The organism is Paenirhizobium cremeum, from assembly GCF_022884085.1.
Lineage (GTDB): Bacteria > Pseudomonadota > Alphaproteobacteria > Rhizobiales > Rhizobiaceae > Allorhizobium > Allorhizobium cremeum.
Genome location: NZ_JAGGCS010000014.1, coordinates 103,460 through 126,220, shown reverse-complemented (window position 1 = coordinate 126,220; position 22,761 = coordinate 103,460). Strand labels below are relative to the sequence as shown.

The 22,761-nt window shown below is 60.1% G+C and carries 17 protein-coding genes and 1 tRNA gene; 12 read left to right on the top strand and 6 right to left on the bottom strand.

Going from position 1 to position 22,761, the window contains the following annotated elements; genetic code table 11:
• Window positions 1-342: 342 nt before the first annotated feature.
• Complete coding sequence (locus J5N58_RS21450) at window positions 343-4,716, top strand: NACHT domain-containing protein (RefSeq protein ID WP_244712931.1); 4,374 nt, start codon at window positions 343-345, stop codon at window positions 4,714-4,716.
• Window positions 4,717-4,916: 200 nt separating this feature from the next.
• Here the strand turns inward: J5N58_RS21450 and J5N58_RS21445 are convergent, their stop codons facing one another.
• Window positions 4,917-6,047 (bottom strand): PGN_0703 family putative restriction endonuclease, encoded by a 1,131-nt coding sequence (locus J5N58_RS21445; protein WP_244712929.1) that lies wholly within the window; start codon window positions 6,045-6,047, stop codon window positions 4,917-4,919.
• Window positions 6,048-6,423: 376 nt separating this feature from the next.
• Here J5N58_RS21445 and J5N58_RS21440 point away from each other — a divergent pair, with 376 nt between their 5' ends.
• Complete coding sequence (locus tag J5N58_RS21440; protein ID WP_244712919.1) at window positions 6,424-7,290, top strand: hypothetical protein; 867 nt, start codon at window positions 6,424-6,426, stop codon at window positions 7,288-7,290.
• Here the strand turns inward: J5N58_RS21440 and J5N58_RS21435 are convergent.
• The gene (locus J5N58_RS21435; protein ID WP_342346013.1) at window positions 7,287-9,026 is read right to left on the bottom strand and encodes a tyrosine-type recombinase/integrase; all 1,740 of its coding nucleotides are present in this window, start codon (window positions 9,024-9,026) and stop codon (window positions 7,287-7,289) included. The genes J5N58_RS21440 and J5N58_RS21435 overlap by 4 nt on opposite strands.
• A gap of 105 nt (window positions 9,027-9,131) precedes the next feature.
• Window positions 9,132-9,205, bottom strand: a tRNA-Gln gene (locus tag J5N58_RS21430).
• A 265-nt stretch (window positions 9,206-9,470) separates the two neighbouring features.
• Here J5N58_RS21430 and J5N58_RS21425 point away from each other — a divergent pair.
• The 3 genes from J5N58_RS21425 to J5N58_RS21415 are packed head-to-tail and all read left to right on the top strand — an operon-like array spanning window position 9,471 to window position 12,206.
• Entirely contained in the window at window positions 9,471-11,066 is a 1,596-nt protein-coding gene (locus J5N58_RS21425; protein ID WP_113442119.1) for a Ppx/GppA phosphatase family protein, read from the top strand.
• A 4-nt stretch (window positions 11,067-11,070) separates the two neighbouring features.
• Complete coding sequence (locus J5N58_RS21420) at window positions 11,071-11,814, top strand: RlmE family RNA methyltransferase (RefSeq protein ID WP_112828349.1); 744 nt, start codon at window positions 11,071-11,073, stop codon at window positions 11,812-11,814.
• 8 nt (window positions 11,815-11,822) lie between these two features.
• Window positions 11,823-12,206 (top strand): VOC family protein, encoded by a 384-nt coding sequence (locus J5N58_RS21415; protein ID WP_113442164.1) that lies wholly within the window; start codon window positions 11,823-11,825, stop codon window positions 12,204-12,206.
• A gap of 13 nt (window positions 12,207-12,219) precedes the next feature.
• Here J5N58_RS21415 and J5N58_RS21410 read toward each other — a convergent pair whose 3' ends face one another.
• Window positions 12,220-13,629: a DHA2 family efflux MFS transporter permease subunit gene (locus J5N58_RS21410; protein WP_113439287.1), complete on the bottom strand. Its 1,410-nt coding sequence runs from the start codon at window positions 13,627-13,629 to the stop codon at window positions 12,220-12,222.
• Window positions 13,630-13,832: 203 nt separating this feature from the next.
• Between J5N58_RS21410 and J5N58_RS21405 the strand changes: the two genes are divergently transcribed.
• Window positions 13,833-14,810 (top strand): MBL fold metallo-hydrolase, encoded by a 978-nt coding sequence (locus tag J5N58_RS21405; protein WP_425314481.1) that lies wholly within the window; start codon window positions 13,833-13,835, stop codon window positions 14,808-14,810.
• Window positions 14,811-14,873: 63 nt separating this feature from the next.
• On the opposite strand, the gene J5N58_RS21400 is transcribed toward J5N58_RS21405, so the two are convergent.
• Entirely contained in the window at window positions 14,874-15,185 is a 312-nt protein-coding gene (locus tag J5N58_RS21400; protein ID WP_113442120.1) for a DUF1476 domain-containing protein, read from the bottom strand.
• A gap of 297 nt (window positions 15,186-15,482) precedes the next feature.
• Here J5N58_RS21400 and guaB point away from each other — a divergent pair, with 297 nt between their 5' ends.
• The 6 genes from guaB to J5N58_RS21370 all read left to right on the top strand — a co-directional run bounded on the left by guaB (window position 15,483) and on the right by J5N58_RS21370 (window position 21,791).
• Window positions 15,483-16,973, top strand: a complete 1,491-nt coding sequence (guaB, locus tag J5N58_RS21395; RefSeq protein ID WP_112828347.1) for an IMP dehydrogenase — start codon at window positions 15,483-15,485, stop codon at window positions 16,971-16,973.
• Window positions 16,974-17,063: 90 nt separating this feature from the next.
• Window positions 17,064-17,480 (top strand): MAPEG family protein, encoded by a 417-nt coding sequence (locus J5N58_RS21390; RefSeq protein ID WP_244712913.1) that lies wholly within the window; start codon window positions 17,064-17,066, stop codon window positions 17,478-17,480.
• A gap of 110 nt (window positions 17,481-17,590) precedes the next feature.
• Entirely contained in the window at window positions 17,591-18,466 is an 876-nt protein-coding gene (locus tag J5N58_RS21385; RefSeq protein WP_244712911.1) for a dienelactone hydrolase family protein, read from the top strand.
• Between the two features lie 198 nt (window positions 18,467-18,664).
• Complete coding sequence (adhP, locus tag J5N58_RS21380) at window positions 18,665-19,690, top strand: alcohol dehydrogenase AdhP (protein WP_113442121.1); 1,026 nt, start codon at window positions 18,665-18,667, stop codon at window positions 19,688-19,690.
• A 120-nt stretch (window positions 19,691-19,810) separates the two neighbouring features.
• A complete protein-coding gene (locus J5N58_RS21375; protein ID WP_112828343.1) occupies window positions 19,811-20,932 on the top strand; it encodes a DUF3734 domain-containing protein in 1,122 nt (373 codons plus the stop codon).
• Window positions 20,933-21,008: 76 nt separating this feature from the next.
• On the top strand, window positions 21,009-21,791 hold the full coding sequence (locus tag J5N58_RS21370; RefSeq protein WP_112828342.1) for a 3-hydroxybutyrate dehydrogenase: 783 nt from the start codon (window positions 21,009-21,011) through the stop codon (window positions 21,789-21,791).
• On the opposite strand, the gene J5N58_RS21365 is transcribed toward J5N58_RS21370, so the two are convergent.
• The gene (locus tag J5N58_RS21365) at window positions 21,756-22,730 is read right to left on the bottom strand and encodes a hydrogen peroxide-inducible genes activator (protein ID WP_113442122.1); all 975 of its coding nucleotides are present in this window, start codon (window positions 22,728-22,730) and stop codon (window positions 21,756-21,758) included. The two genes, J5N58_RS21370 and J5N58_RS21365, sit on opposite strands and share 36 nt — an antisense overlap.
• Window positions 22,731-22,761 lie beyond the last annotated feature (31 nt).

Genomic DNA, 22,761 nt, shown 5'->3' with positions numbered 1-22,761 from the left:
GCGATCTCTGCGTCGATAATGGCCGGGTCACCAACGAGATGAAGCCCGGCCTTTTCAGCCCCTGCAAAAGGCGTTGCCGCCAGCATCATCTGACGAAGGGTTTCCGCCCCTTCATAGCCTTCCCACCTCGACGCTGTTGCCGGATATTGAAATCGGCCGTCGATAAGGGGCACGCGCGCACGCATTCCCATTTTGATAGATACATTGAAAGGGCCTTGCGTGGTAAATGCCGGAGATGCTGCAATTGTCGGCAGCAAGCTGCGGATTTTGTCTACGAAGCTGCAAATGAGATAGATTAACGCCTAGGTTGTCGTTATGTTCTGCCCCCTGGGAGAAAATTCAATGGCAACCGACCCTAGTGCATCTCAAATTCAACGAGTCTTTCAGGATATCCCCGCAGACAAGAAATCCGAGGCGGACCAGACGGCCTTTCTCATGGATTTGGGCTGGCACGACGGCGCGAGCTGGGAAGATCTCTTACGATCGAAACGCATTCTCGTCATATCCGAAGCTGGTGCTGGCAAAACTTTCGAATGCCGAGCGAAGCAGCGGGAGCTGTGGGCTTCGGGTGATCCCGCCTTTTATGTTGAATTGGCTGACCTTGCACGCACAAACCTCCGAGACCTTCTTTCCCATGAGGAGGAAGTGCGTTTCGACGCCTGGCATGCATCTCAATCTGATATTGCTACGTTCTTTCTCGATTCAATCGACGAATTGAAGCTTAGCCTAGGCTCTTTTGAGCATGCGCTGAAGCGTCTGGCCAAGGCAGTTGCAGGACAATTGGGGCGGATCCGTGTGGTGATCACATCCCGCCCCATTCCCATCGACGAACAGCTTTTCCGACAGATCTTGCCGGTACCCGATGAACCAGAAGATTCTCCAACCGGAAAGGATTTCGCGGATGTCGCTATGGCGCGGCAATCGCAGAAGTCTACGGGGGAAAAGCTTGCACGGGATTGGCGTAATGTTGCACTGCTGCCTCTATCCACTGCTCAGATCAAACAGATGGCAATCGCAGAAGGGGTAGACGACCCCGATGCGTTGCTCGCAGATATTCGGCAGCGAAACGCCGAGGAGTTTGTCCGCCGTCCGCAAGACCTGATTGAGCTGTGTGCCGATTGGCGAGTACATCGTCGTATTCGCTCGCATCTTGATCAGGTGGCTAGCAACATTTCCGTGAAATTGAAGCCAAGGCATGACAGCAAGGAACGAGCCGCTTTGTCTTCCGACAAGGCATTGGAAGGTGCTCGTCGACTGGCTCTGGCGGCAGCCCTCAGTAGAAAGCTGACGTTGCGCCATAGCGCCGAAGCGGATCGCGAAGGCGATCCGGCAGAAGCGCCGCTAGATCCTTCATTGATTTTACATGATTGGACGACCGACGAACGCACGACCCTTCTGGAACGAGGGCTTTTCGGCTTTGCATCTTATGGACGTGTACGCTTCCACCATCGCTCGGTGATAGAGTATCTCGCTTCCGAGCATCTTCTCGCGCTAAGGGAGCGTGGGGTCTCTTCCCGATCGATCAAGCGGATCCTTTTTACGACCACTGCGCAGGGTGAAAAGGTGCTGAAGCCATCACTACGCCCGGTATCCGCTTGGATGGCGCTACGAGACGACGAGATTTTCGATGAGGTACTAAGGCGAGAGCCGGATGTTCTGCTGAATTTCGGTGATCCTGAGTCACTTTCTCATGCGAAGCGCCAGCTGGCACTGCGCGCTTATGTGGAACGCCATGGCGAGGGCGGCTGGCGCGGACTACGCGTGCCAAGCATCCAACTCCATCGCTTTGCTGATGTCGCACTTGGGCCGGAGGTCAAACAGCTATGGGATCGCGGGATCGAAAACCCTGAAATTCGCGAAGTCCTGCTGAACCTGATCGGTCTGGGGCAGATGAGTGAGTGCGCGGATATTGCCTACGATGTCGCGACAAACGGCGCCGCACCCGATGACGAGCGGATCGACGCACTGGAGGCGCTGATACAACTCGTAGATCCCCGTCTTGCCTCCGTCAGCAACAGCGTCGTCGAACACCCGTTGCTCTGGCCAAACCGCCTCGCACGCGCTGTGCTGGTACGCTTGTTCCCTGGCCACCTTTCTGTTCAAGACCTCCGCAAGGTGCTTGCACGGGTTACGGAAAAAAGGCGCTCGGTTGGGGACATTTCCTGGCAGTTCCCGCGTCTCATCGAGCATGCTGAATTACCACCAGATCAGCTCGATGCTCTGCGTGATGGACTTACCGAACTAGCAGTCGAAGGCGTCGTCTGGAACCAAAAGAAGTGGCCTCATCTCGTGAGCAAACGGCAGTTCCTTTTGCCTGCACTGGCCTCCACCTGCCTCCGCCAGCTTCAGGGTGGTGTCGCGACACCCGAAGTGCTGAATTCCGTCGCCGTCGCCTTGCGAATGGCGGAACGCGAATACGATCATACCGAGCCTGCGAAGCAGTTGGCAGCTGCAATTGTCGCCTTACCATCCGATACACGTCGTCTCATGTTTGAGGCAGATGACAAGTTGCTGCAAACCTATTCTCCGCAGAGTGATCCGGGTCGCCGTTACGCTCGCGTGGCGTTTTACGGTGGAGTTATGCGGCTAGATGCTGCGGATACCGATTGGATACTTGCATCGCTTGCGGATCGCAGCCGTTCCACCGATGATCGAGCGATGCTGCTTGAGGCGGCGATCCGCACCCGTGGTGAAAATATTGAATGGGTGGACCATCTAGCGGCGCTAAGACCGCACGTTTCCGATGTGCCGGCCCTGCTTGAGTCACTTGAGCAGCTTGCCAAGCCGCAACCGCGTAGCCCTGAAATGCTCAGGTTGGAACGCGAGGATGCGAAGCGGCAGAAACGTGAACAACGCAGTGAAATGAAAGCGCATGCCAGTTGGATGATGTTCTGGAGCGAAATCGTCAATAACCCTGATGCAGTGTTTGCCGATGATCGTTCCGACAACACCGCCTGGAGTCTGTGGCGTGCGATGGAATGGAGTGGCGATGAAAGCCGGGCCTCAGGATGGAGCCGACGTTTCATTGAGCGATATTTTAATAGAGATGTTGCTGACCGGCTCCGCCTAGCCATGATGGCCTTTTGGCGCAAGGATCGTCCTACGTTGCGGAGCGAACGGCCTCAAAAGGAGAAAGGCACCTATCTGATTCGATGGCAGCTTGGTTTGGCGGGCATCGCTGCAGAAGCCGAAGATCCGAATTGGGCCAAGAAACTCAGTCACGATGAAGCCGAGTTGGCGCTACGATACGCGCCCATAGAGCTAAATGGCTTTCCAGCGTGGCTTGAAGGTTTGGCAGATGTACATCCGACCGCTGTGGATGCTGTACTCGGAACGGAGTTGACAGTTGAACTCTCCGACTCGGCGACTGCCCATTCCGGTATGTTGCAAAACATCCGGCATGCGCCCCCCTCTGTCGCACAACTGTTCGTGCCGCGTCTGCGTGCTTGGTTAGATGAAGGCAAGTGGCGCCTCGGGCACAACGATGACCAGGCGGCGCGTGCGAGCCGGCTAAGGCAGGTGGTCAAAATCCTTGCCCAGCACGGCGACGCTGCTACTGTCGCAAACATCTATGAACTGGCGAAGGCCGAAGTGGCCGATGGCGCGAAAGACGCTGTGAACGGTATCTGGTTGCCGGTTCTGATGCGTCTCAACCCGGCAGACGGAATCGATGCACTCGCCAACACCATTAAGGCCCATCCGCCTGCAAGATTCGGCCCAGCGACAGATTGGTTCAGTTCGCTGTTCGGCAACGCACATGATGATGGTGAGGCCTATCTGTCTGCATCCGGTTTCACCCCTGAGCTGTTGTTGCGGCTAGCACGCCTGGCCTACCAGTATGTCCGTCCGTCTGACGATATGAAGCGTGAAGGCAGTTTTACTCCCAATGAACGTGATCACGCGGAACGCGGACGCAGCAATATTGTAAACGCGCTTCTGTCATCGACCGGCCATGAAGGCTGGGCGATAAAACTCCAATTGGCTCAAGATCCACTCTTTGCCGACTTCAAGGATCGAGCACTAGCTATGGCCCGCGAGCGTGCGGCAGAGGATGCGGATGCTGCTGCGTTTACTGAGGCCGACATCAGGGCATTGGACCGTTACGGTGAATTACCGCCACTGACACGCGACGAAATGTTTATACTGATGGTCGATCGGCTGGATGACATCGACGACACACTGTTGCGCGACGACTCTCCCCGAGCGGCTTGGGCGCTCATCGGAGACGAGAAGATTATGCGCCAGCAGATCGCTCGCGAACTGCGCGCTGGTGCCAAAGGTGCCTATACGGTTGACCAGGAAGCGGTGACAGCGGACGAAAAAGAGACCGATATCCGCCTGCGCTCAACTGGCTCTGCGCATGAGGCTATCATCGAACTGAAGATCGGCGAAAAAGATCGCTCTGCAGCTGACCTGAGGGCGACGATAAAAGACCAGCTCGTTGCCAAGTACATGGCGGCGGAGAACAGCCGAGCCGGCTGTTTGCTCGTAACCGTAAATTCTCCTCGAAGATGGCAACACCCCGATACCGGCGCGGCACTAGACTTGGCTGGTCTTGTTGACATGTTGAATGCCGAGGCTGTTCGGCTTGAGGAGGAAATGGGCGGCAGCCTGCGATTGCTTGTGCGCGGTTTGGATCTCCAGCCGCGCTTGCTGACGGAACGCGCAAAGTCTCGGAGCCTTCTACGCAAGGAGTCTTCGAAAGAGCCACACTAAGGATACGTTGATAGAGGGAAATAGCCGAACGGTGATTGCAGTGACGTCCCCGCCCCGGCTGTTTTAGCCAGGGAGGGGCGGAAGCAATGGAAACAGATGAAGTTTGGGAGCCAAAGCCTGCTATTGAGGGAAATCGCAGTCAATAGAGAAGCATTTACAAAGGTTTATGAGAGAGGAGTGGTACTGTTTTGCAACAGCGCTCATGCCGCCTCGGCATCCTCCGCCCCTGATTTTCCAGCATATACGAATGCCGACTTCATGAAGCCTTCGGAATCGCACCCCGAGGGCTCCTCCAGTTGCAGTTCCCCGTCAATCAGCCACCAGTCGCAGTATCGGCGATGAAGCGCCCGTGCATGGCCAGGCGTACCGACATCGGCGAGAACTTCGATTAACCGCTCCAGTGTCAAGGCCATGAACGGCAGCTTTCCGTCCTGCGGTGATGCGAGGTGCCGAACAAAGCTCGTAGCGACGTTCTGTGCGGGCGCATTCAAGCCGGGAGCGATGAAGAGGTGCAGGCCTTCATCATAGAGCCCGGTTTCGATCATCGTATGGGCAAGGCACATTTGGCGGAAAAGCTGCTGGGCTGGATTTGCCCGAAGGGCGGGGGCCGCCGCATCGATGAATAGGCCGGAGCTCGGAGCGATTTCGTCATAACGTCCGGAGAAGCGCGGCAGGGGCTCTTGCCCACTCTCGCTGTATTTCACTTCGATGGCGATGAAGCGCCGCTGCCTAGCCGGGCCAAAGCCACGAACGAGAAGATCGAACGCCGTTCCATCACCGCTGAAACGAAGGTCGCCACGGCCTGGCGAGTGTTCAAAGAGGATCTCGGTGACTTCAGGCATGAAGCCTGGCGCGAGCGCCTCGAAGACTGCCGTTGCTGTGGGAAGATGGAGTTTCAGGGGGGCGAAGAGATTGAAAACTAATGGCTGGGACGAAAGCAGATTGGTCCAAAGGCGAATGTCATCATACGCCGCGCCTGCCTCGCGATAGATCATTTCGCGCTTAGCAAGTCGGGCGATTGCGGGATGAATGAAGTTCGCCCCGGTCATGCCAGCTGACATAGCGATAGAGGATCCAAGCCGGCGGGACTTGCCTTCTCGGCCAGGATGAATGCCGCCGATGGGCAGATTGCGGTCTTCGCGCCATAGGGCCTGCAGGAGCCGGGCGGCGGCTCGGAAACGGTTGTCAGTTGGTATGAAGGCCCGGTGCCGGCGCAGGATGGTGTCCGGAACGAAGGGCAAGCCAGGGATCGAGCCTAGTCCGGCAGGATCGAGAGTTGGGTGCTGCTGGGTGCGAGCTACGGCGATTGGTGAAGCTGCGTTCGATGTCATCCAAGTGTTCCCGTTGGCGACCGCAGGAGTGCGGTCCCGGAGTGCTTCGCGGATGAGCGAGAGAAGTTGACAGACCGGACGCGGAGCGCGTTCCGCGAGAGTGCAGAGTGCAGAGTGCAGAGTGCAGGTCTGGAAGGGAAGAGTGAGGAAAGGAAGAGGAGTGCGTTATCGCACTGCGGGAGTTGTATGTGTATTCCCGGAGAGGGGTATAAGTGAATATCGGTGGCCGACCAGCATGTTAGCAGGCCATCGAACGGCATCTGGTATAGCGTTGTGGTCACTTGAAACGCTCGCGACCGAATCCCGAAGTGGTACAGACGTGATGGCCCGTCTTCTATAGGAGCCAATTTCGGCTCCCCCACATAAGGAGCCACACATGTTTGCCGCGAATGCCCCCTACCATCAAGATTTCGCCTCCAAGTTCGACCCCGATCTGATCTATGAACCACAGGGCGCGCGCTGGCGTGAGACAGCGCTGACAAACGAGACAATCCAGCTTTATGAGGCCATGTCCTTCCTGACATGGCGGTATGGAGAATACTTCAACACTCACATAACCCTGTCAGGTCGGGTGATGGGACTTTCCGATCATCGCTGGTTTACAGAGCTGCTGCCGGTCTGGAACAAGGAAATGGCGCGATGGCTGGCGGTATCGAACGAGACACCACGCAAACGCTGGCGAAAGCGGGCGCGCACCGCGATACCGCAGCAACATCGTTGGATGTATGTCATCGAGCACGGGAGGTACAACGGTATACATGCTCACCAGCTCTGCATCGTTCCATCTGAGCAGGTAAAGGCGTTTGAGGAGCATACTAGGAAATGGTGGTCTCGTCAGATCCATTGGGACATGGACCCGGCGGCTATTAACGTGGCGCACTACCGCAAGTCGTTGGATGTCAATCTGTCTCGCCGGCAAATCGAATGGTTCCGCTACATCGTCAAAAGCACAAAACGTGATTGCGGGATTGCGGACGAATGGGGCGTATTCCATCTCCTGGAAGAGGTTTTCAAACTCAAGCCTCATTGGAACACAGAGCCGGTTTATGCGCCTCGACTCTTCGGAATATGCCGGGCTTTACAGCCTGCGGCACGGGCGACTCCCGTCTGGAACGGGGATCTCTATGAAAATTTCAATTCCATGGTGGCGCAAAACCGCTTCTCAGAAGTTTATAGCGGTTGGGAGATCGAGGCGTGGCGCAAGCGCCAGAACGGCTTATTCTTCGCGAACGCTGAAATCTAGGTTTCCAGAAGCTTCTGGTCATACAATTTACGGAAATCCAGCGGTGGCCGTATAGTCTCAACGGCTGCCGCCAACTGGCTCAAAGCCGACCCCTTCGTATAGCGGGCGGTTTCGCCCGGTGTGCTATGGCCGGTCAGGTGATCGATAACCATTGTGTTCACGTCTGCTCGATGCATACACGTTGTTGCCGTGTGGCGAAGCGAATGAAAATCCAGGTTCTTTTTGTAGACGCCGATCTGCTGCCGATAGCGGGTGAACCACTTTGAGAATGCATGACCAAACTTATTGTCCGCTCCGCCCGGCTTGAGTTGCGGAAATAGCGAATGAGAGCGCTCCCCGAAGCCCTCGGCATAGCGGAGAAACCCGAGACGTATCAATTCGGAGTGGATTGGTACTTTTCGCACCGCGTTTTTGTTCTTGAGTTGGCGAGGCGGGCGGTCATTTAAGTCGAAATAGGCAATGCCGTCTTCCTCACGAATATCGTCGGTCTGAAGCTGGCAGATCTCTTCTAGCCTCATTCCACTGAGCAGCGTAATGAGCGGAACCCAAAATTTTTCATCCCGAATTATCTTGTCACCTTTCTCTTGTCGCTGGCGGCTGTTTAGGCAGCCTGTCCACACGGGCGACGAGAATAGGGTTTCAAGCTCGTCGGCGTTCCACATAGCGCGTTCGTCGATGGCTCTTTTCGCAGTCGAGAATTTGAAGCCGGTGAAAAGGTTCTCAGAGACATCCCCATCTGCCAGGGCCTCAGACCATAATTTAGACAATGCGGCAAAATGCCGTTTGACGGTCTTTTGAGTCAACCGCTCCGACTTTTCATTTGGGGGTGTCGCCTCAAATTTCTCAATAATTTCAAACGGGTTTAAGCCTTTGTAGATCGCGGCCTTTCCGTAGTCGTAAGGCATTCTTTCGATTGTTTTGCGGAACGTAGCAGCATCGGTGCGGCGATAATCTGGGATGGGACGGTCGCCGCATATTGCTATGAACAGACGATAAGTTGCCTTCGCCTGAGCAGCCATCTGCTGCCGCCAGTCCTTACGATCGACCTGTCTTTTGATGAAATCTAGATAGATGTCAGAAAGGGGGAGTGTGCCTGGAACAGCTGGCTCTGTCTTTGGTCGCGACGGTGTGGTCGGGACGACTACATCGTCACGAAGAGCGCGAGTCAGCAGTTTGTCCTTCGGCTCGAAATTGAAGTCGCCTTCATATCGGGCAGCTAAGGCATTCGAGAGGTCGATGCCGGCGCGGTGAACTGCCTCCGCGCATTGATGCCTTTCCTCGATCGCTAGGTCTGGCCACTTCAAGCCTTGAAGTCTGGCGGCTTCGATCGCAGTCCAACTTCCATCGTGCAGCCGGTTCGCCCCCAGGGCCTTACGAATCTCCTCAGCCATGTGACGCCAATATCCTGCGCGGGCGACGCGTTGCTCCTCGGAGACAACTCGACCGTTCGCTCGAATGGATTTTTCCTGTCGAAGCACAAGGGCATAGAAGTCCTGGACAAGGCGGGCGAGTTGGTCGTCTGAGAGCATCGGGTTTTGGCGAGCCAGTTCAAAGAGATTTTCCGACTTTGCGTATAGCCGATCTGAAAGCAAGCGGGCAGTCTTCGCGTCGCAGCTTCCGAGGCTGCACACCAATTCACGCCTACCGATGCGTTCCCGAAGCTCAACCGGCACGGCCCGCCGAAAATGATATATTCCGCCACGGCGGACAACGTTCGATATTGCCAAGAGGTCCACCAGCCGCCGTGAAGCGGGTTTGTATCAGCGGATTGTAGCAAAAAGCCTGGCTCCGCCAACGTTGGCGCGAGGCATTTGAACGATTTCAGTGGGTTAAGAGGCCGTTGGCTGGGGAACCTGGATTCGAACCAAGATCGACGGAGTCAGAGTCCGCTGTTCTACCATTGAACTATTCCCCAACGGAGCGAAGCGCCTTGGGCGGTCCGTCGGTGAGCGGGCTTATAACCAAAAAGATCGACGCTTGCAAATACCCGTTTTGAAAAAAACTTCGTAAAAAATGATGCCGGTGGCGATGGCGTGGGCAGGGTCTGGCAGGCGGCGGCAAAAACAGTTTGGCGAATGGGCCGCTCGCTGATATCATTTTGCCAACGGAAATCGAGAATGCGCCAGCAGCATGACTTCGGATGACGACGAAGCCTTTGCGCGGTGCAATGGACAAGATCAGTGACAGACCCCGATCGCGGCCAGAGGCCGCCAAGCGAGGGGGCGTCGACGGGTAAACGCAAAGGCGGGGCATCCCGCCGGCGCGGCAAGGCCAAGAGGAGCGCAGCGCCGCAGGCGGGCGCGACCGTTCAGGCTTTGGAGCATGCCGCAAATCAGGCGGCTGCAGCAACGCGACGTTCCGATATCGACGTGGCCGATGGCCCTGTCCGCAAGCGCAAAAGGCGGCGACGCAACCGCTCGGGCCATGCCAAGGGTTCCGAGACTGCTGTTGTGGCATCGCCGGAGCAGGCGTCTCCCGAAAAAACCGCGACCGAGGCTACGCCCGCCGTCGACGGCCGCGCGGGCAAGAAACGCCGTCGCAACCGTAACCGGCGCGGCCCGCAGGTGAGGCCGCTTGCCCCGGCGGGAACGCCGCCGCAGGCCGAGTCCGCCCGCCAGCCGGCGCCGGATGCCGTCTCTCCCCAGCCGCATCATCATCATCCTCGCCCGCATCATGCCCACGAGCATCATCATCATGCGGGCCGCCGCCATCCGCCGCAGGCTGCAGAGCGGGGACGAGGTCAAGGCGGTCATGAGCAATGGTCGGACGAGCTTTACGCGGCGCTCGATCTTGGCACCAACAACTGCCGCCTGCTGATCGCCCAGCCGACGCGGCCGGGCCAGTTCCGCGTGGTCGATGCGTTCTCGCGAATCGTCCGTCTCGGCGAGGGACTGGCGGCCAATGGCCGGCTTTCCGCGGAGGCCATGGATCGCGCCGTCGAGGCATTGCGCATCTGTGCCGGCAAGCTCGCCGGGCGTGAGATCAAACGCATGCGGCTGATTGCGACCGAGGCCTGCCGCGCGGCCGAAAACGGCGAGGAATTCCTTGCCCGCGTGACGGTCGAGACCGGGCTCAACCTCGAAATCATCAACCGTGAGACGGAGGCGCGTCTGGCGGTATCCGGCTGCTCTTCGCTCGTCGGCCGCGAAGCCCGTTCCGTCGTGCTCTTCGACATCGGCGGCGGTTCCTCGGAAATCGCGGTCATCCGCATCGGAGAGAATCGTTCGAGCCGGCTTGCCAATCATATCACCCACTGGACCTCGCTGCCGGTCGGCGTGGTCACCCTGTCCGAACGCCACGGCGGAAGGGATGTGACGCCCACCGTCTTCGAGGCGATGACCCGTGAGGTGCAGGCTATGCTGGACCGGTTCGACTGCCCGCAGCCATTCGGATCGGAGGCGGGAGAGGACGGTTTCCACCTGATCGGCACTTCCGGAACGGTGACGACGCTCGCCGGCGTCCATCTCGATCTTCCCCGTTACGACCGCCGCAAGGTGGATGGCCTGTGGCTTTCCGACGCCGAGGTTTCGGCCATGCAGGCAAAGCTCCTGTCGTGGGATTATGCCGGCCGCGCCGCCAATCCATGCATCGGCCCGGATCGCGCCGATCTGGTGCTGGCCGGCTGCGCCATCCTCGAGGCGATCCGCCGCCGTTGGCCGGCAAGCCGTATGCGCGTCGCCGACCGGGGGTTGAGGGAAGGATTGCTGACCGACATGATGGCCGATGACGGGGTGTGGCGGCGTGGTCGCCCGCGCCGGCCCCACAGGGAGCGCTGATGCAATGACGAAACCACCCGTGAGCGGCAACCGCACCGGCCGTAAGCTTGGCCAGAAGGTCAAGAAGGGCAAGCTCAAGGCTTCCTCCCGCCGCTGGCTCGAACGCCACATCAACGACCCCTATGTACAGCGGGCGAAGCTCGAGGGTTACCGCGCGCGCGCGGCCTTCAAGCTCCTGGAGATCGACGAGAAATACCAGATCCTGAAGGGCGCGAAGCGGATCATCGACCTTGGCGCGGCGCCGGGAAGCTGGTCGCAGATCGCGGCCAACGTCACGGGGTCGACCGACGAGGACATTCGTGTCGCCGCGATCGATTTCCTGGAAATGGCGCCGCTGCCCGGCGTCAGGGTTCTTCAGCTCGACTTCCTCGACCCTGAGGCGCCGGCAAAGCTGATCGAGGCCGTCGGCGGCACGCCGGATCTGGTCATTTCCGACATGGCGGCGCCGACCACCGGGCATCAGAAGACGGATCACCTGCGCACCATGCATCTTTGCGAGGTTGCAGCGCATTTTGCCGTCGAGGTTCTCGCGGAAGGCGGCCATTTCCTGGCAAAGACCTTCCAGGGCGGCACGGAGAAGGAACTGCTCACCATGCTGAAGCAGAATTTCCGTCAGGTCGTTCATGTGAAGCCGGGCTCGTCGCGTGCCGAATCGGTGGAAATGTTCCTGCTGGCCAAGGGCTTCAAGGGTCGCCGTGCTGCCGAGCCGCAGGATGCGGGAGACGAGACGGCTGAAGCTGACGAATGAGCCATCGCATGCTGCTCTATGTGACGATCGGAACCAACGATCTCGCCCGCGCCATTTCCTTCTACGATGCCGCACTCGCACCGCTCGGCCTGAAGCGGCAGCGGACGGAGGAGGTGGAGGCCGGTTACGGGGCGGATGACGACGTGCGCTGCCGTCTCTGGGTGACAAAGCCTTTCGACGGAGAGCCGGCCACGCGCGGCAACGGCTCGATGGTCGCGCTGGAAGCGGAGAGCCGTGCGGCGGTCGATGCCTTTCACGCCGCGGCCCTCGCGAATGGCGGCACGGACGATGGCCCGCCGGGCCTTCGGCCCTTTCACGCAAATTTCTATGCAGCCTATGTGCGCGATCCCGACGGCAACAAGCTGTCCGCCGTCTGCGAACGGCCGCAATAGGCTGTCATCGACCCTATTTGACGGGTATATCCTCGCCCACGCCTGCCGGCCGGCGATGGCCGGAAACGGCGGCGCCTGCGTCGCGTGCCAGGCCGATGAAGGGGATGACCGCCAGCAGCGAAAGTGCGGCGACGATGGTGAAGGCCAGATGGAAATCCGCGAGCGATAGTTCCCGGCCGTGAAGCGCGATATTGGCCTCAAGGATCGCCGCGGCGACGGCGACGCCCAGCGCAAGGCTGACCTGCTGCATGACCGAGCTCATCGATGTCGCCTGACTGGCCTGCTCGTCCTCGATATCGGCATAACCCAGCGAATTGACGCCGGTGAAGAAGAACGAGCGGCAGAAACCGGCGACGAGCAGGAAGCCCATGATGACGATGTGAGGCGTGGCCGGGGTGAAGAAGGCATTGGCCGCCGTCATCGCCGCGCCGCCCAGCGCAGCAACGATCAGCACGGTGCGAAAGCCCGCTGCAGCGAAGACGCGGCGCGCCATGAACTTGGTGGTGATCGCTCCGATCGCCCCGATGAAGGTGATGAGGCCGGACTGGAAAGGCGTCATGCCGAAGCCGAGCTGCAGCATAAGCGGCATCAGGAAGGGGATGGCTCCGGTCGCGATGCGGAAGACGGAGCCGCCGGTGATCGAGGCGCGGAAGGCCCTGTTGCGGAAGAGTTCGAGATCGAGGAGCGGAGTGCTGTGTTGCCTTGCATGGCGCACATAAAGGGTGCCGCTGATGAGCCCGATCGCAACTGCGCCGAAGCCGACCTGCAGCGGCAGCGCCGGCAGGCTGATAACTGACAGACCGAACACCACGCCGGAGGTGGCGAACGCCATGTAGAAAAACCCCTTGATGTCGATCGCAGGGGTCGATGTAGGCGGCACTTCGGGAAGGTAGATCGTGGAGAGCCACACGCCCAGAACGCCGATCGGCACGTTGATGAGAAAGATCCACTGCCAGCTGAAATAGGTGGTGATGAAACCACCGATCGGCGGCCCGGTCAGCGGGCCGACAAGGGCGGGAATGGTCAGGAGCGCCATGGCGGAAACAAGTTCGCTGCGCTTGGTCGTGCGAAGCAGCACGAGACGCCCGACCGGCGTCATCATCGCGCCGCCCATACCCTGCAGGAAGCGGGCGCCGACGAAGGTGAGAAGCGACTGCGACATTGCGCAGAGGATGGAGCCGGCAATGAAGACGAGAATGGCCGCACGGAAGATCTTCTTCGCGCCGTAGCGGTCCGCCATCCATCCGCTGACGGGAATGAAGATCGCCAGCGCCACCATATAGGAGGTGAGCGCCAGCTTCAGCGTGATCGGGCCGACGCCGAGGTCGGTCGCAATCGCCGGCAGAGCCGTGGAGATCACCGTCGAATCCATCTGCTCCATGAACAGCGCAACGGCGAGAATGAGAGGGGTGATGCGGTTCATCAGGCGGGAATCCTGCACGGCTGGGAGATGGCCAGGCGATGCCCTTTTAACCGCAGTGGCGGCATCTGCCAATGGCATCGCGGCTCGACGGATCACGTCTGCGTGAAGGTGCTTCTCACGGCAACGACATGGCCTATCTTGCCCGCCATGGCCGCCGTTGGGCGGTCGCCAATCGGTTGGAAGAGGAGAAAGCTATGACGGCAATGAATAGGCGCATGCTGCTTGGGAGTGCGGGTTTTGCCGCGCTGGCTGCCCCCATGGTCATGACCCGCGCGGCGCTCGCGCAGCAGGCCGATACGTCCATGGATATCAACCACGCCATGCCGCCGGAAACCCATCGTTTCAAGATGGGCGGTTTCGAACTTGTTGTCGTCAAGGACGGGTCGCGGCCTTCGGCCAATCCCGGCGAAACCTTCGGCACAGACCAGCCGGTCGAGGCGGTCGGCGAACTGCTCGCCGACAACTTCCTGCCGACCGACCAGTTCGTCAACAGCTTCTCGCCCGTGCTGGTCAATACTGGCTCGGATATCATCCTGTTCGACACGGGCCTCGGGGAGGGCGCCCGCGCCCAGGGCGGCGGCCGCCTGATCGAGGGGTTGACGGCCGCAGGTTACAAGCGCGAGGACGTTTCCATCGTCGTGCTCACCCATATGCACGGCGACCATATCGGCGGTCTGATGGAAAGCGGCAAGCCGGCCTTCCCGAACGCGCGTTATGTTGCAGGGCGCGCGGAATACGATTTCTGGGTCGATCCGGGTCGGGCGGGAACCCCGGCGGAGAACGGGCACAAGGGCGTACTCGCCAATGTGAAGCCGCTGGCGGAGAAGATGACGTTCGTGGAAAGCGGGGCCTCGGTTGTTTCGGGCGTCACTGCCGAGTCCGCCTTCGGCCACACGCCGGGTCACATGATCTACCGGCTCGAATCGGAGGGTCGCCAGCTCATTCTGGCGGCTGACACCGCGAACCATTTCGTGCTGTCGCTCCAGCGTCCCGACTGGGAGGTGAAATTCGACATGGACAAGGCCGCGGCCGCCGCAACCCGCAAGCGTGTCTTCGATATGGCGGCGGCGGATCGTCTGCCGTTCCTGGGCTACCACATGCCTTTCCCGGCGGTCGGTTATGTCGAAAAGCTCGATATGGGTTACCGGTTCGTGCCGAAATCCTATCAGTTCGACATCTGAGCAGCGGCGACCGGCGCGCCGGTCGGCCGATCCGGCCGGCGTCTGGACAGATCTTGAGGAGCTTCAGCCCTTGTCGTGAAGCTCTTCCGCGGCCTGATGGAGCATTTCGAGCATCCGGCTCTGGATCTCGGTATCCTTCACCTCGACGCCTGCTGCCTCGAAGTCGCGGCGCAGGCGTTCCAGCAGGCGGTGCGGCTCGTTGACCTGGGTCAGAGCCAGTTCGCGGGCATAGGCTTCGCCATCCGGACGGCCCATGGCCGCAGCAGCCCACTTGCCGATCATGACGTTACGGCGGGCCTCCGCCTTGAACAGCATTTCTTGCTGGTGTGCATATTGGTCTTCGAATGCGCGTGCGCGTTGCTGCAGGTTGTTCATCGTGCTTACCCCTTTCCCCAGGCCCGTTCTTGAGCCTGCCCGGATAGTACGAGCGGACCTTTCAAGGTCGGTTTGGAAAATCGGTAAAATCTTTTGCAATGCACAAAATTACTCCTTCGCTACCGCCTTTGCGGTTTTGCAGGCCTGCAATGCGCCCCCGGCCGAGGTTTTGCTATTCCCTTCCTGTCATGAACGTGTTACCAGCCCTCGCCAACTTCCAAGCATTTCATGCAGGAGCGTCCGGGGGAGAAACCCCTTTCCCGGAGGATTCTGCCTATTCAACCGAAGGAATTGGCAATGGCACGCATCGTAACCTCTGCAACCGGAGCGGAAGCGCTCACCTTCGACGATGTTCTCCTGCAGCCCGGACACTCCGAGGTCATGCCGGGGCAGACCAACATCGCAACCCGGATCGCGAAGGACATCGACCTTTCGCTGCCGATCCTTTCCTCCGCCATGGATACGGTCACCGAAAGCCGTCTCGCCATCGCCATGGCCCAGGCCGGCGGTCTCGGCGTCATCCACCGGAACCTGACACCGGTCGAGCAGGCCGAGGAAGTCCGGCAGGTCAAGAAGTTTGAAAGCGGCATGGTCGTCAATCCCGTGACGATCGGCCCCGACGCGACGCTCGCCGAGGCGCTGGCCTTGATGAAGGCCCACGGCATCTCCGGTATCCCGGTGGTGGAGAACGGTGGCCGTCCCGGCCGCCTCGTCGGCATCCTGACCAACCGTGACGTCCGCTTCGCCTCGGATCATTCACAGAAAATCCATGAACTGATGACGAAGGAAAACCTCGTCACGGTGAGGGAGAATGTCCACCAGCAGGAAGCAAAGCGCCTTCTGCATGCCCACCGCATCGAAAAGCTGCTGGTGGTCGACAATGACGGCCGCTGCATCGGCCTCATCACCGTCAAGGATATCGAGAAGTCGCAGCTCAACCCGAATGCCGCCAAGGATATCCACGGCCGCCTGCGCGTCGCCGCCGCGATCTCGACCGGCGACGATGGCCGCGAACGTGCCGAGCGGCTAATCGAGGCCGGTGTCGACGTCATCGTCGTCGATACCGCGCATGGCCATTCGCAGAAGGTTCTGGACGCCGTGTCGGTCGTCAAGAAGATGTCGAATTCGGTCCGCATCATCGCCGGCAACGTGGCGACCGGCGAGGGCACCCGCGCCCTCATCGATGCCGGCGCCGATTGCATCAAGGTCGGCATCGGCCCGGGCTCGATCTGCACCACGCGCGTCGTCGCCGGCGTCGGCGTGCCGCAGCTCGCCGCCGTCATGGCCTCGGTCGAGGAAGCCGACAAGTACGGTATTCCGGTGATCGCCGATGGCGGTATCAAGTTCTCGGGCGACCTGGCGAAGGCGATTGCCGCCGGCGCATCGGCCGTCATGGTCGGCTCGCTGCTTGCTGGCACGGATGAAAGCCCGGGCGAGGTCTATCTCTACCAGGGGCGTTCCTTCAAGGCATACCGTGGCATGGGTTCTGTCGGCGCCATGGCGCGCGGCTCCGCCGACCGCTATTTCCAGGCCGAGGTGCGCGATACGCTGAAACTCGTTCCCGAGGGCATCGAGGGTCAGGTTCCCTACAAGGGTCCGGTATCGGCCGTGCTGCACCAGCTCGCAGGCGGTCTCAAGGCTGCGATGGGCTATGTCGGCGGTCACGACATCAAGGACTTCCAGCAGAAGGCGACCTTCGTGCGCATTTCCGGTGCGGGCCTGCGCGAAAGCCATCCGCATGGTGTGACCATCACCCGCGAAAGTCCCAACTATCCGGGCGCCGCCTGATCGCTTCTGCCAGATGGGCGGCCGGCCTTTTCCGGCTGCCCTTTTCTATTGAATGTTTTTTGTATTTTGCCGCGGACGGAGATGTCTTCGATGACAGGCTTCCAGATTTTCTGGCCCATTCTCGCCCAGGTCTTTCTTGTTTACGCTCTCTATGGATTGTTGCGCCTGCGCCGCCGGCGGCTTTTGCGCGAAGGCCGCATCGATGAGGAGACGATGCGCTGGGGCCGCAACGATCCGCCGGAAAGCCTGTCCGTAAGGAATTGCATCGCCAACCAGTTCGAGCTGCCGGTTCTCTTCTATCTCTGCTGCGTTCTTCTTTTTATCGCCGAGGCGGACAATCTGGCGTCCGTCGTGCTCGCCTGGATCTTCGTCGCCACGCGCTACGCCCATGCAGCCGTACATGTCACCAGCAATCGTATGGCGTTGCGTTTCCCGTTGTTCATGGCCGGTTTTCTTGCTCTCGGCGCAATGTGGGTCTGGCTCGCCGTCTGGATGGCGACCTCCTGAAAAGTGAACGGCGCTCACGCGCATGTGTCTTGGTCCGCTGCCAGAGGCTCCTATCATCGGTCGGGGCCGATAGGCCTTATGGGCAATGAGACGAGGGAGGAGAAGATCCCATGAGCACTCCGAAAATTACCCAGGCGATGATCGCCGCCTATGACGAATACACCCATCTGACGCTCGACCGTCGCCGTTTCATGGAAAAGCTGACGATGCTTGCCGGCTCGGGTGCTGCGGCAGCGGCGATTGCGCCGATGCTAGCCGCCAGCAAGGCGAGCGCCGCCGTCGTCGAGGAAAACGACGCTCGTCTCGACACTCAGGAGATCACCTATCCCGGCGGTTCCGGCGAGATGAAGGGCTATCTGGCGCTGCCGAAGGACGCGGCAGGCAAGCTGCCTGCCGTCATCGTCATTCACGAAAACCGTGGCCTCAATCCGCATATCCGTGACGTTACGCGCCGCATGGCGCTCGAAGGTTTCGTGGCGCTCGCCCCCGATTTCCTTTCGCCGCAGGGCGGTACGCCGGAAAACGAGGACCAGGCGCGCGAGATGTTCTCCAAACTCGACATGGCGGCCACCGTCGCAAATGGCGAAGCGACGCGCGCTTTCCTTGCCGGATATGAGAAGGCCAACGGTAAGGTGGGGGCAATCGGCTTCTGCTGGGGTGGCGGTCTCGTTAACCGATTGGCGGTCGCCTCGCCGGAACTCGGAGCAGGCGTCGCTTATTACGGCGCGCAGCCGCCGGCAGAAGACGTGCCGAAGATAAAAGCCCCCCTGCTTTTGCATTATGCCGGGCTGGACGAGCGTATCAATGCCGGCATCGACGCCTACAAGGCGGCGCTCGAGAAGGATGGCAAGACCTTTGAGCTGCATGTCTATGACGGGGTCAACCACGCCTTCAACAACGATACGTCGGCAGCCCGTTACGACAAGGCGGCAGCCGATCTCGCCTGGTCGCGCACTGTGGCGTTCCTCAAGAAATACCTCGCCTGAGGGTTGCGGTGCAGCATGTTTTGCCGCTCTCGGCTGTCGCAAATGTGCGACGCCGGCTTTGCGAATTTGGCCTTCGGCTTGATACGAATCAAGAATTGCCTGGCAGCATTGGGCTAGCTTGCCCTCGACTTCGCGTGATCGTCACGGTCGGCGGGGTAGGGTGAGTTCAATCCAAAGTCATCTACCAGGGAGATAGACATGGCATCTGTGATGAAGGCCGCCGTGGTGCGGGAGTTCGGCAAGCCTCTGGTCATTGAGGAGATGGCCATTCCGGAGCCCGGTCCGGGGCAGATCCTCGTGAAATACGAAGCGACCGGCGTTTGCCACACCGATCTGCATGCCGCCAACGGCGACTGGCCGGTCAAGCCGAACCCGCCGTTCGTTCCGGGCCATGAAGGCGTCGGCTACGTCGCCAAGCTGGGTGCCGGCGTGACCCGCATCAAGGAAGGCGACCGCATCGGCGTTCCGTGGCTTCATACCGCCTGCGGCTGCTGCACGCCCTGCCGTACCGGCTGGGAAACCCTTTGCGGTAGCCAGCAGAATACCGGCTATTCCGTCAACGGCACGTTTGCCCAGTACGGCCTCGCCGACCCGGATTTCGTCGGCCGCCTGCCGGATAATCTGGAATTTGGCCCGGCCGCTCCCGTCCTTTGCGCCGGTGTCACCGTCTACAAGGGCCTGAAGGAAACCGAAGTTCGCCCCGGCGAATGGGTGGTCATCTCCGGCATTGGCGGTCTCGGCCATATGGCCGTCCAATACGCCAAGGCGATGGGCATGCACGTCGTTGCCGCCGATATCTTCGATGACAAGCTGAAGCTCGCCAAAGATCTCGGCGCTGACGTCACGGTCAACGGCCGTGATGCCGACGCCATCGCGCAGGTGCAGAAGGTGACCGGCGGCGTGCACGGTGCGCTCGTCACCGCCGTCTCCCCCAAGGCGATGGAACAGGCCTATGGCTTCCTGCGCTCCAAGGGAACCATGGCGCTCGTCGGTCTGCCGCCGGGCTTTATCTCTCTGCCGGTTTTCGACACGGTGCTGAAGCGCATCACGGTCCGCGGCTCGATCGTCGGCACCCGTCAGGACCTCGAGGAATCCCTGGTCTTCGCCGGCGAAGGCAAGGTGAAGTCGCACTTCTCCTGGGACAAGATCGAAAACATCAACGACATCTTCCACCGCATGGAAGAGGGCAAGATCGACGGCCGCATCGTTCTCGATCTCAACTGAGTCACTGCGCGTACACCGAAACGTGAATGCAAGGGGCGGCTTGGGCCGCTCCTTGCTCTGGCGAGCCGTTCAGAACTTCCTATTTTATGGTGCAGTGCAATAATACAGTTGCAGGGCACCATGACGAATTCCAAGTGCGAACAGGTCTTTGTTTTTCAAGGTGGCGGTGCGCTGGGCGCCTACCAGGCGGGCGCCTACGAGGCGCTACACGAACATGACATCGACCCCGACTGGGTTGCCGGTATTTCGATCGGTGCCGTGAACGCCGCGCTGATCGCCGGAGCTCCAAAGGAACGCCGTGTTGAAAATCTCCGGACGTTCTGGGACAAGGTTTCGTCGAACCTGACCTTCGGGCTCGGCCATGACGGTGCCGATCTTCGCCGTATCTCCAACGAGATTTCGGTGATGGCCGGGGCGCTCACCGGCATACCCGGTTTCTTTTCGCCGCGCCTCTATACGCCATACCAGATCCTTTACAATCGCGACGCGGCCATCAGTTTCTACGACACGGAGCCCCTGCTCAAGACACTGGAGGAACTGGTCGACTTCGACCTTCTGAACAGTGGTCGGACCCGTATTAGTCTCGGCGCGGTCGAGGTCGTGTCAGGCAATTTCGCCTATTTCGACAATCGTCGCTACAGGCTGGATGCTCGACATGTTGCCGCTTCGGGCGCTTTGCCGCCGGGATTCGCACCGGTGGAGATCGATGGCCGTTACTATTGGGATGGCGGTCTCGTCTCCAACACGCCGCTGCAATATGTCCTCTCCATCAATGGCTCCGAGCGCAACATGGAGATCTTCCAAATCGACCTCTTCAGCGCCCGCGGGACCATGCCCAAGGATCACTTCGAGGCGGAGAGCCGTATCAAGGAGATCCGCTATTCCAGCCGGACGCGCCTGAATACCGACGACTTCGCCCGCAAGCAGGTCGTTCGCCGCGCCGCCAAGCGGCTTCTTGAAAAACTGCCGCCGGAATTTGCCGATGACGAGGATGCCAGACTTCTGAAGTCTATCGGCGTCGAATACGACGTGACGATCGTGCACCTCATCCACCGGCGGGCGGCCTCTGCCACGCACGCCATGGATGCCGAGTTTTCCCGGGCTTCGATCACCGAGCACTGGGCGGCAGGCTATGACGACGTCATGCACACACTCAATCACGATAAGTGGAAAAACCGCGGCCGCCCGCGCGACGGAATTCAGATTTTCGACCTTGCCCACGAGCGGCACGGAAAGAGCTGATACCACGCCTCGCCGTCCGGTATCGGCGCCCCGCAAGGACGCACGGCCTCGAGACCTGGCAATAAGGAGAACGACCATGAAGCTCAAGGGTAAAGTCTGCATCATCACTGGCTCGGCCAGCGGCATCGGCCATGCCATCGCCAAACGCTATGTGGAAGAGGGCGCGAAGGTCGTCATCGCCGATCTGAAGGAAGACCAGGCTCAGGCGGCGGCCGAGGCCCTAACATCGATCGGCCCGGGCGAAGCATTCGGCATCGCCATGGACGTCACGGACGAGGCGGCGGTCAATGCCGGCGTGGCGAAGACAGTTGCGAAGTGGGGACGGGTCGATGTCCTGGTGTCGAATGCCGGCATCCAGATCGTTCACAGAATTGAGGATTTCCCCTTCGCCGACTGGAAGAAGATGCTGTCGATCCATCTCGACGGAGCTTTCCTGACCACGAAAGCCTGCATCCCGCACATGAAGAGCCAGGGAGGTGGCGCCATCGTCTACATGGGGTCAGTGCATTCGCACGAGGCCTCGCCGCTGAAATCGGCCTATGTCACCGCCAAGCACGGATTGCTCGGGCTGGCGCGGGTGGTGGCCAAGGAAGGCGGTTCGTCCGGCATACGAGCCAACGTCATCTGCCCCGGTTTCGTGCGGACGCCGCTGGTCGACAAGCAGATCCCGGAACAGGCGAAGGAACTCGGCATTTCCGAGGACGACGTGATCCGGAAGGTGATGCTCGGCGAAACCGTGGATGGCGAATTCACCACGGTCGAGGACGTCGCCGAGGTCGCGCTGATGTTTGCCGGTTTCGAGACCAATGCGCTGACGGGGCAGTCACTCGTCGTCAGCCATGGCTGGTTCATGAACTGAGCCTGACGGGAGGCCGTCGGGCTCCTCGTGACCACGCCCACTCGCGCGGAGCTTGCCGCGGCTCGCAACGATGGCCGCGGCGAGTGCCTCCATATCTTGCCGGCGCGGGCTCGAGCGTCTCCAGACGAGGCCGATCTCGCGCGACGGGGCCGGGTCGGCGAAGGGAACGATGCGGATCGCGGTGCGCGCCGTTTCCGTATCGACGGCCATCTCCGGGATCAGTGTCAGACCCATGTCATGCGACACCATCTGCAGCAGGGTGGTCATCGATGTAGCGCCGAAGTTGACCAGGCTACGCTTGTTTGCGGCCTTGCACACGGCAAGCGCCTGATCGCGCAGGCAGTGGCCTTCCTCCAGCAGCAGAAGCCGCTCCGGATTGACCTGCGTTTCCGTAAGGGGCGAGAGAAGCACGTCGCTCTCGTTATCGGCCATGGCCATGTAGAACCGGTCGGTGAAGAGCGACTTGCCGACGACATTGTCGACCTCGATCGGCAGCGCCGCGATGATGGCGTCGAGCCGGCCCTCGGCGAGGTCTGCAACGAGCCGGTCGGTGACGGCTTCCTTCAGTTCCAGTTCGATGCGCGGATGCTCTCGCCTGAGGAATGGCACCAACTGCGGCACGAGATAGGGCGCGACCGTCGGGATGATGCCGAGCCGCAGCAATCCGTCGAGCGTGCCGGAACCGTATCGTGCGGCCTCTTCCAGCCTGTCGACGCTTGAAAGGATGGAACGCACGTGGGCGAGAATCTCCAGCCCCTTCTCCGTCAGCAGCGTATTGGCGCGCGTGCGCTCGATCAGCCTTACGCCGAGATGCTTTTCCATTTCCATGATTTGTGCCGATAGCGCCGGCTGGCTGACATGCACCATTTCGGCCGCCCGGCCGAAATGCAGGGTTGTGGCTAGGGCATCGAAATAGCGCATCTGTCGTATCGTCAGCATGATAGGAATATCCTATTGAAAATTCCAGAAA

Excerpts from the sequence above, each read along its gene's own strand:
- J5N58_RS21450 (WP_244712931.1), top strand. The coding sequence starts at position 343 with ATGGCAACCGACCCTAGTGCATCTCAAATTCAACGAGTCTTTCAGGAT.
- J5N58_RS21445 (WP_244712929.1), bottom strand. The coding sequence starts at position 6,047 with ATGACATCGAACGCAGCTTCACCAATCGCCGTAGCTCGCACCCAGCAG.
- J5N58_RS21440 (WP_244712919.1), top strand. The coding sequence starts at position 6,424 with ATGTTTGCCGCGAATGCCCCCTACCATCAAGATTTCGCCTCCAAGTTC.
- J5N58_RS21420 (WP_112828349.1), top strand. The coding sequence starts at position 11,071 with ATGACGAAACCACCCGTGAGCGGCAACCGCACCGGCCGTAAGCTTGGC.
- J5N58_RS21415 (WP_113442164.1), top strand. The coding sequence starts at position 11,823 with ATGCTGCTCTATGTGACGATCGGAACCAACGATCTCGCCCGCGCCATT.
- J5N58_RS21410 (WP_113439287.1), bottom strand. The coding sequence starts at position 13,629 with ATGAACCGCATCACCCCTCTCATTCTCGCCGTTGCGCTGTTCATGGAG.
- J5N58_RS21405 (WP_425314481.1), top strand. The coding sequence starts at position 13,833 with ATGAATAGGCGCATGCTGCTTGGGAGTGCGGGTTTTGCCGCGCTGGCT.
- J5N58_RS21400 (WP_113442120.1), bottom strand. The coding sequence starts at position 15,185 with ATGAACAACCTGCAGCAACGCGCACGCGCATTCGAAGACCAATATGCA.
- guaB (WP_112828347.1), top strand. The coding sequence starts at position 15,483 with ATGGCACGCATCGTAACCTCTGCAACCGGAGCGGAAGCGCTCACCTTC.
- J5N58_RS21390 (WP_244712913.1), top strand. The coding sequence starts at position 17,064 with ATGACAGGCTTCCAGATTTTCTGGCCCATTCTCGCCCAGGTCTTTCTT.
- J5N58_RS21385 (WP_244712911.1), top strand. The coding sequence starts at position 17,591 with ATGAGCACTCCGAAAATTACCCAGGCGATGATCGCCGCCTATGACGAA.
- adhP (WP_113442121.1), top strand. The coding sequence starts at position 18,665 with ATGGCATCTGTGATGAAGGCCGCCGTGGTGCGGGAGTTCGGCAAGCCT.
- J5N58_RS21375 (WP_112828343.1), top strand. The coding sequence starts at position 19,811 with ATGACGAATTCCAAGTGCGAACAGGTCTTTGTTTTTCAAGGTGGCGGT.
- J5N58_RS21370 (WP_112828342.1), top strand. The coding sequence starts at position 21,009 with ATGAAGCTCAAGGGTAAAGTCTGCATCATCACTGGCTCGGCCAGCGGC.
- J5N58_RS21365 (WP_113442122.1), bottom strand. The coding sequence starts at position 22,730 with ATGCTGACGATACGACAGATGCGCTATTTCGATGCCCTAGCCACAACC.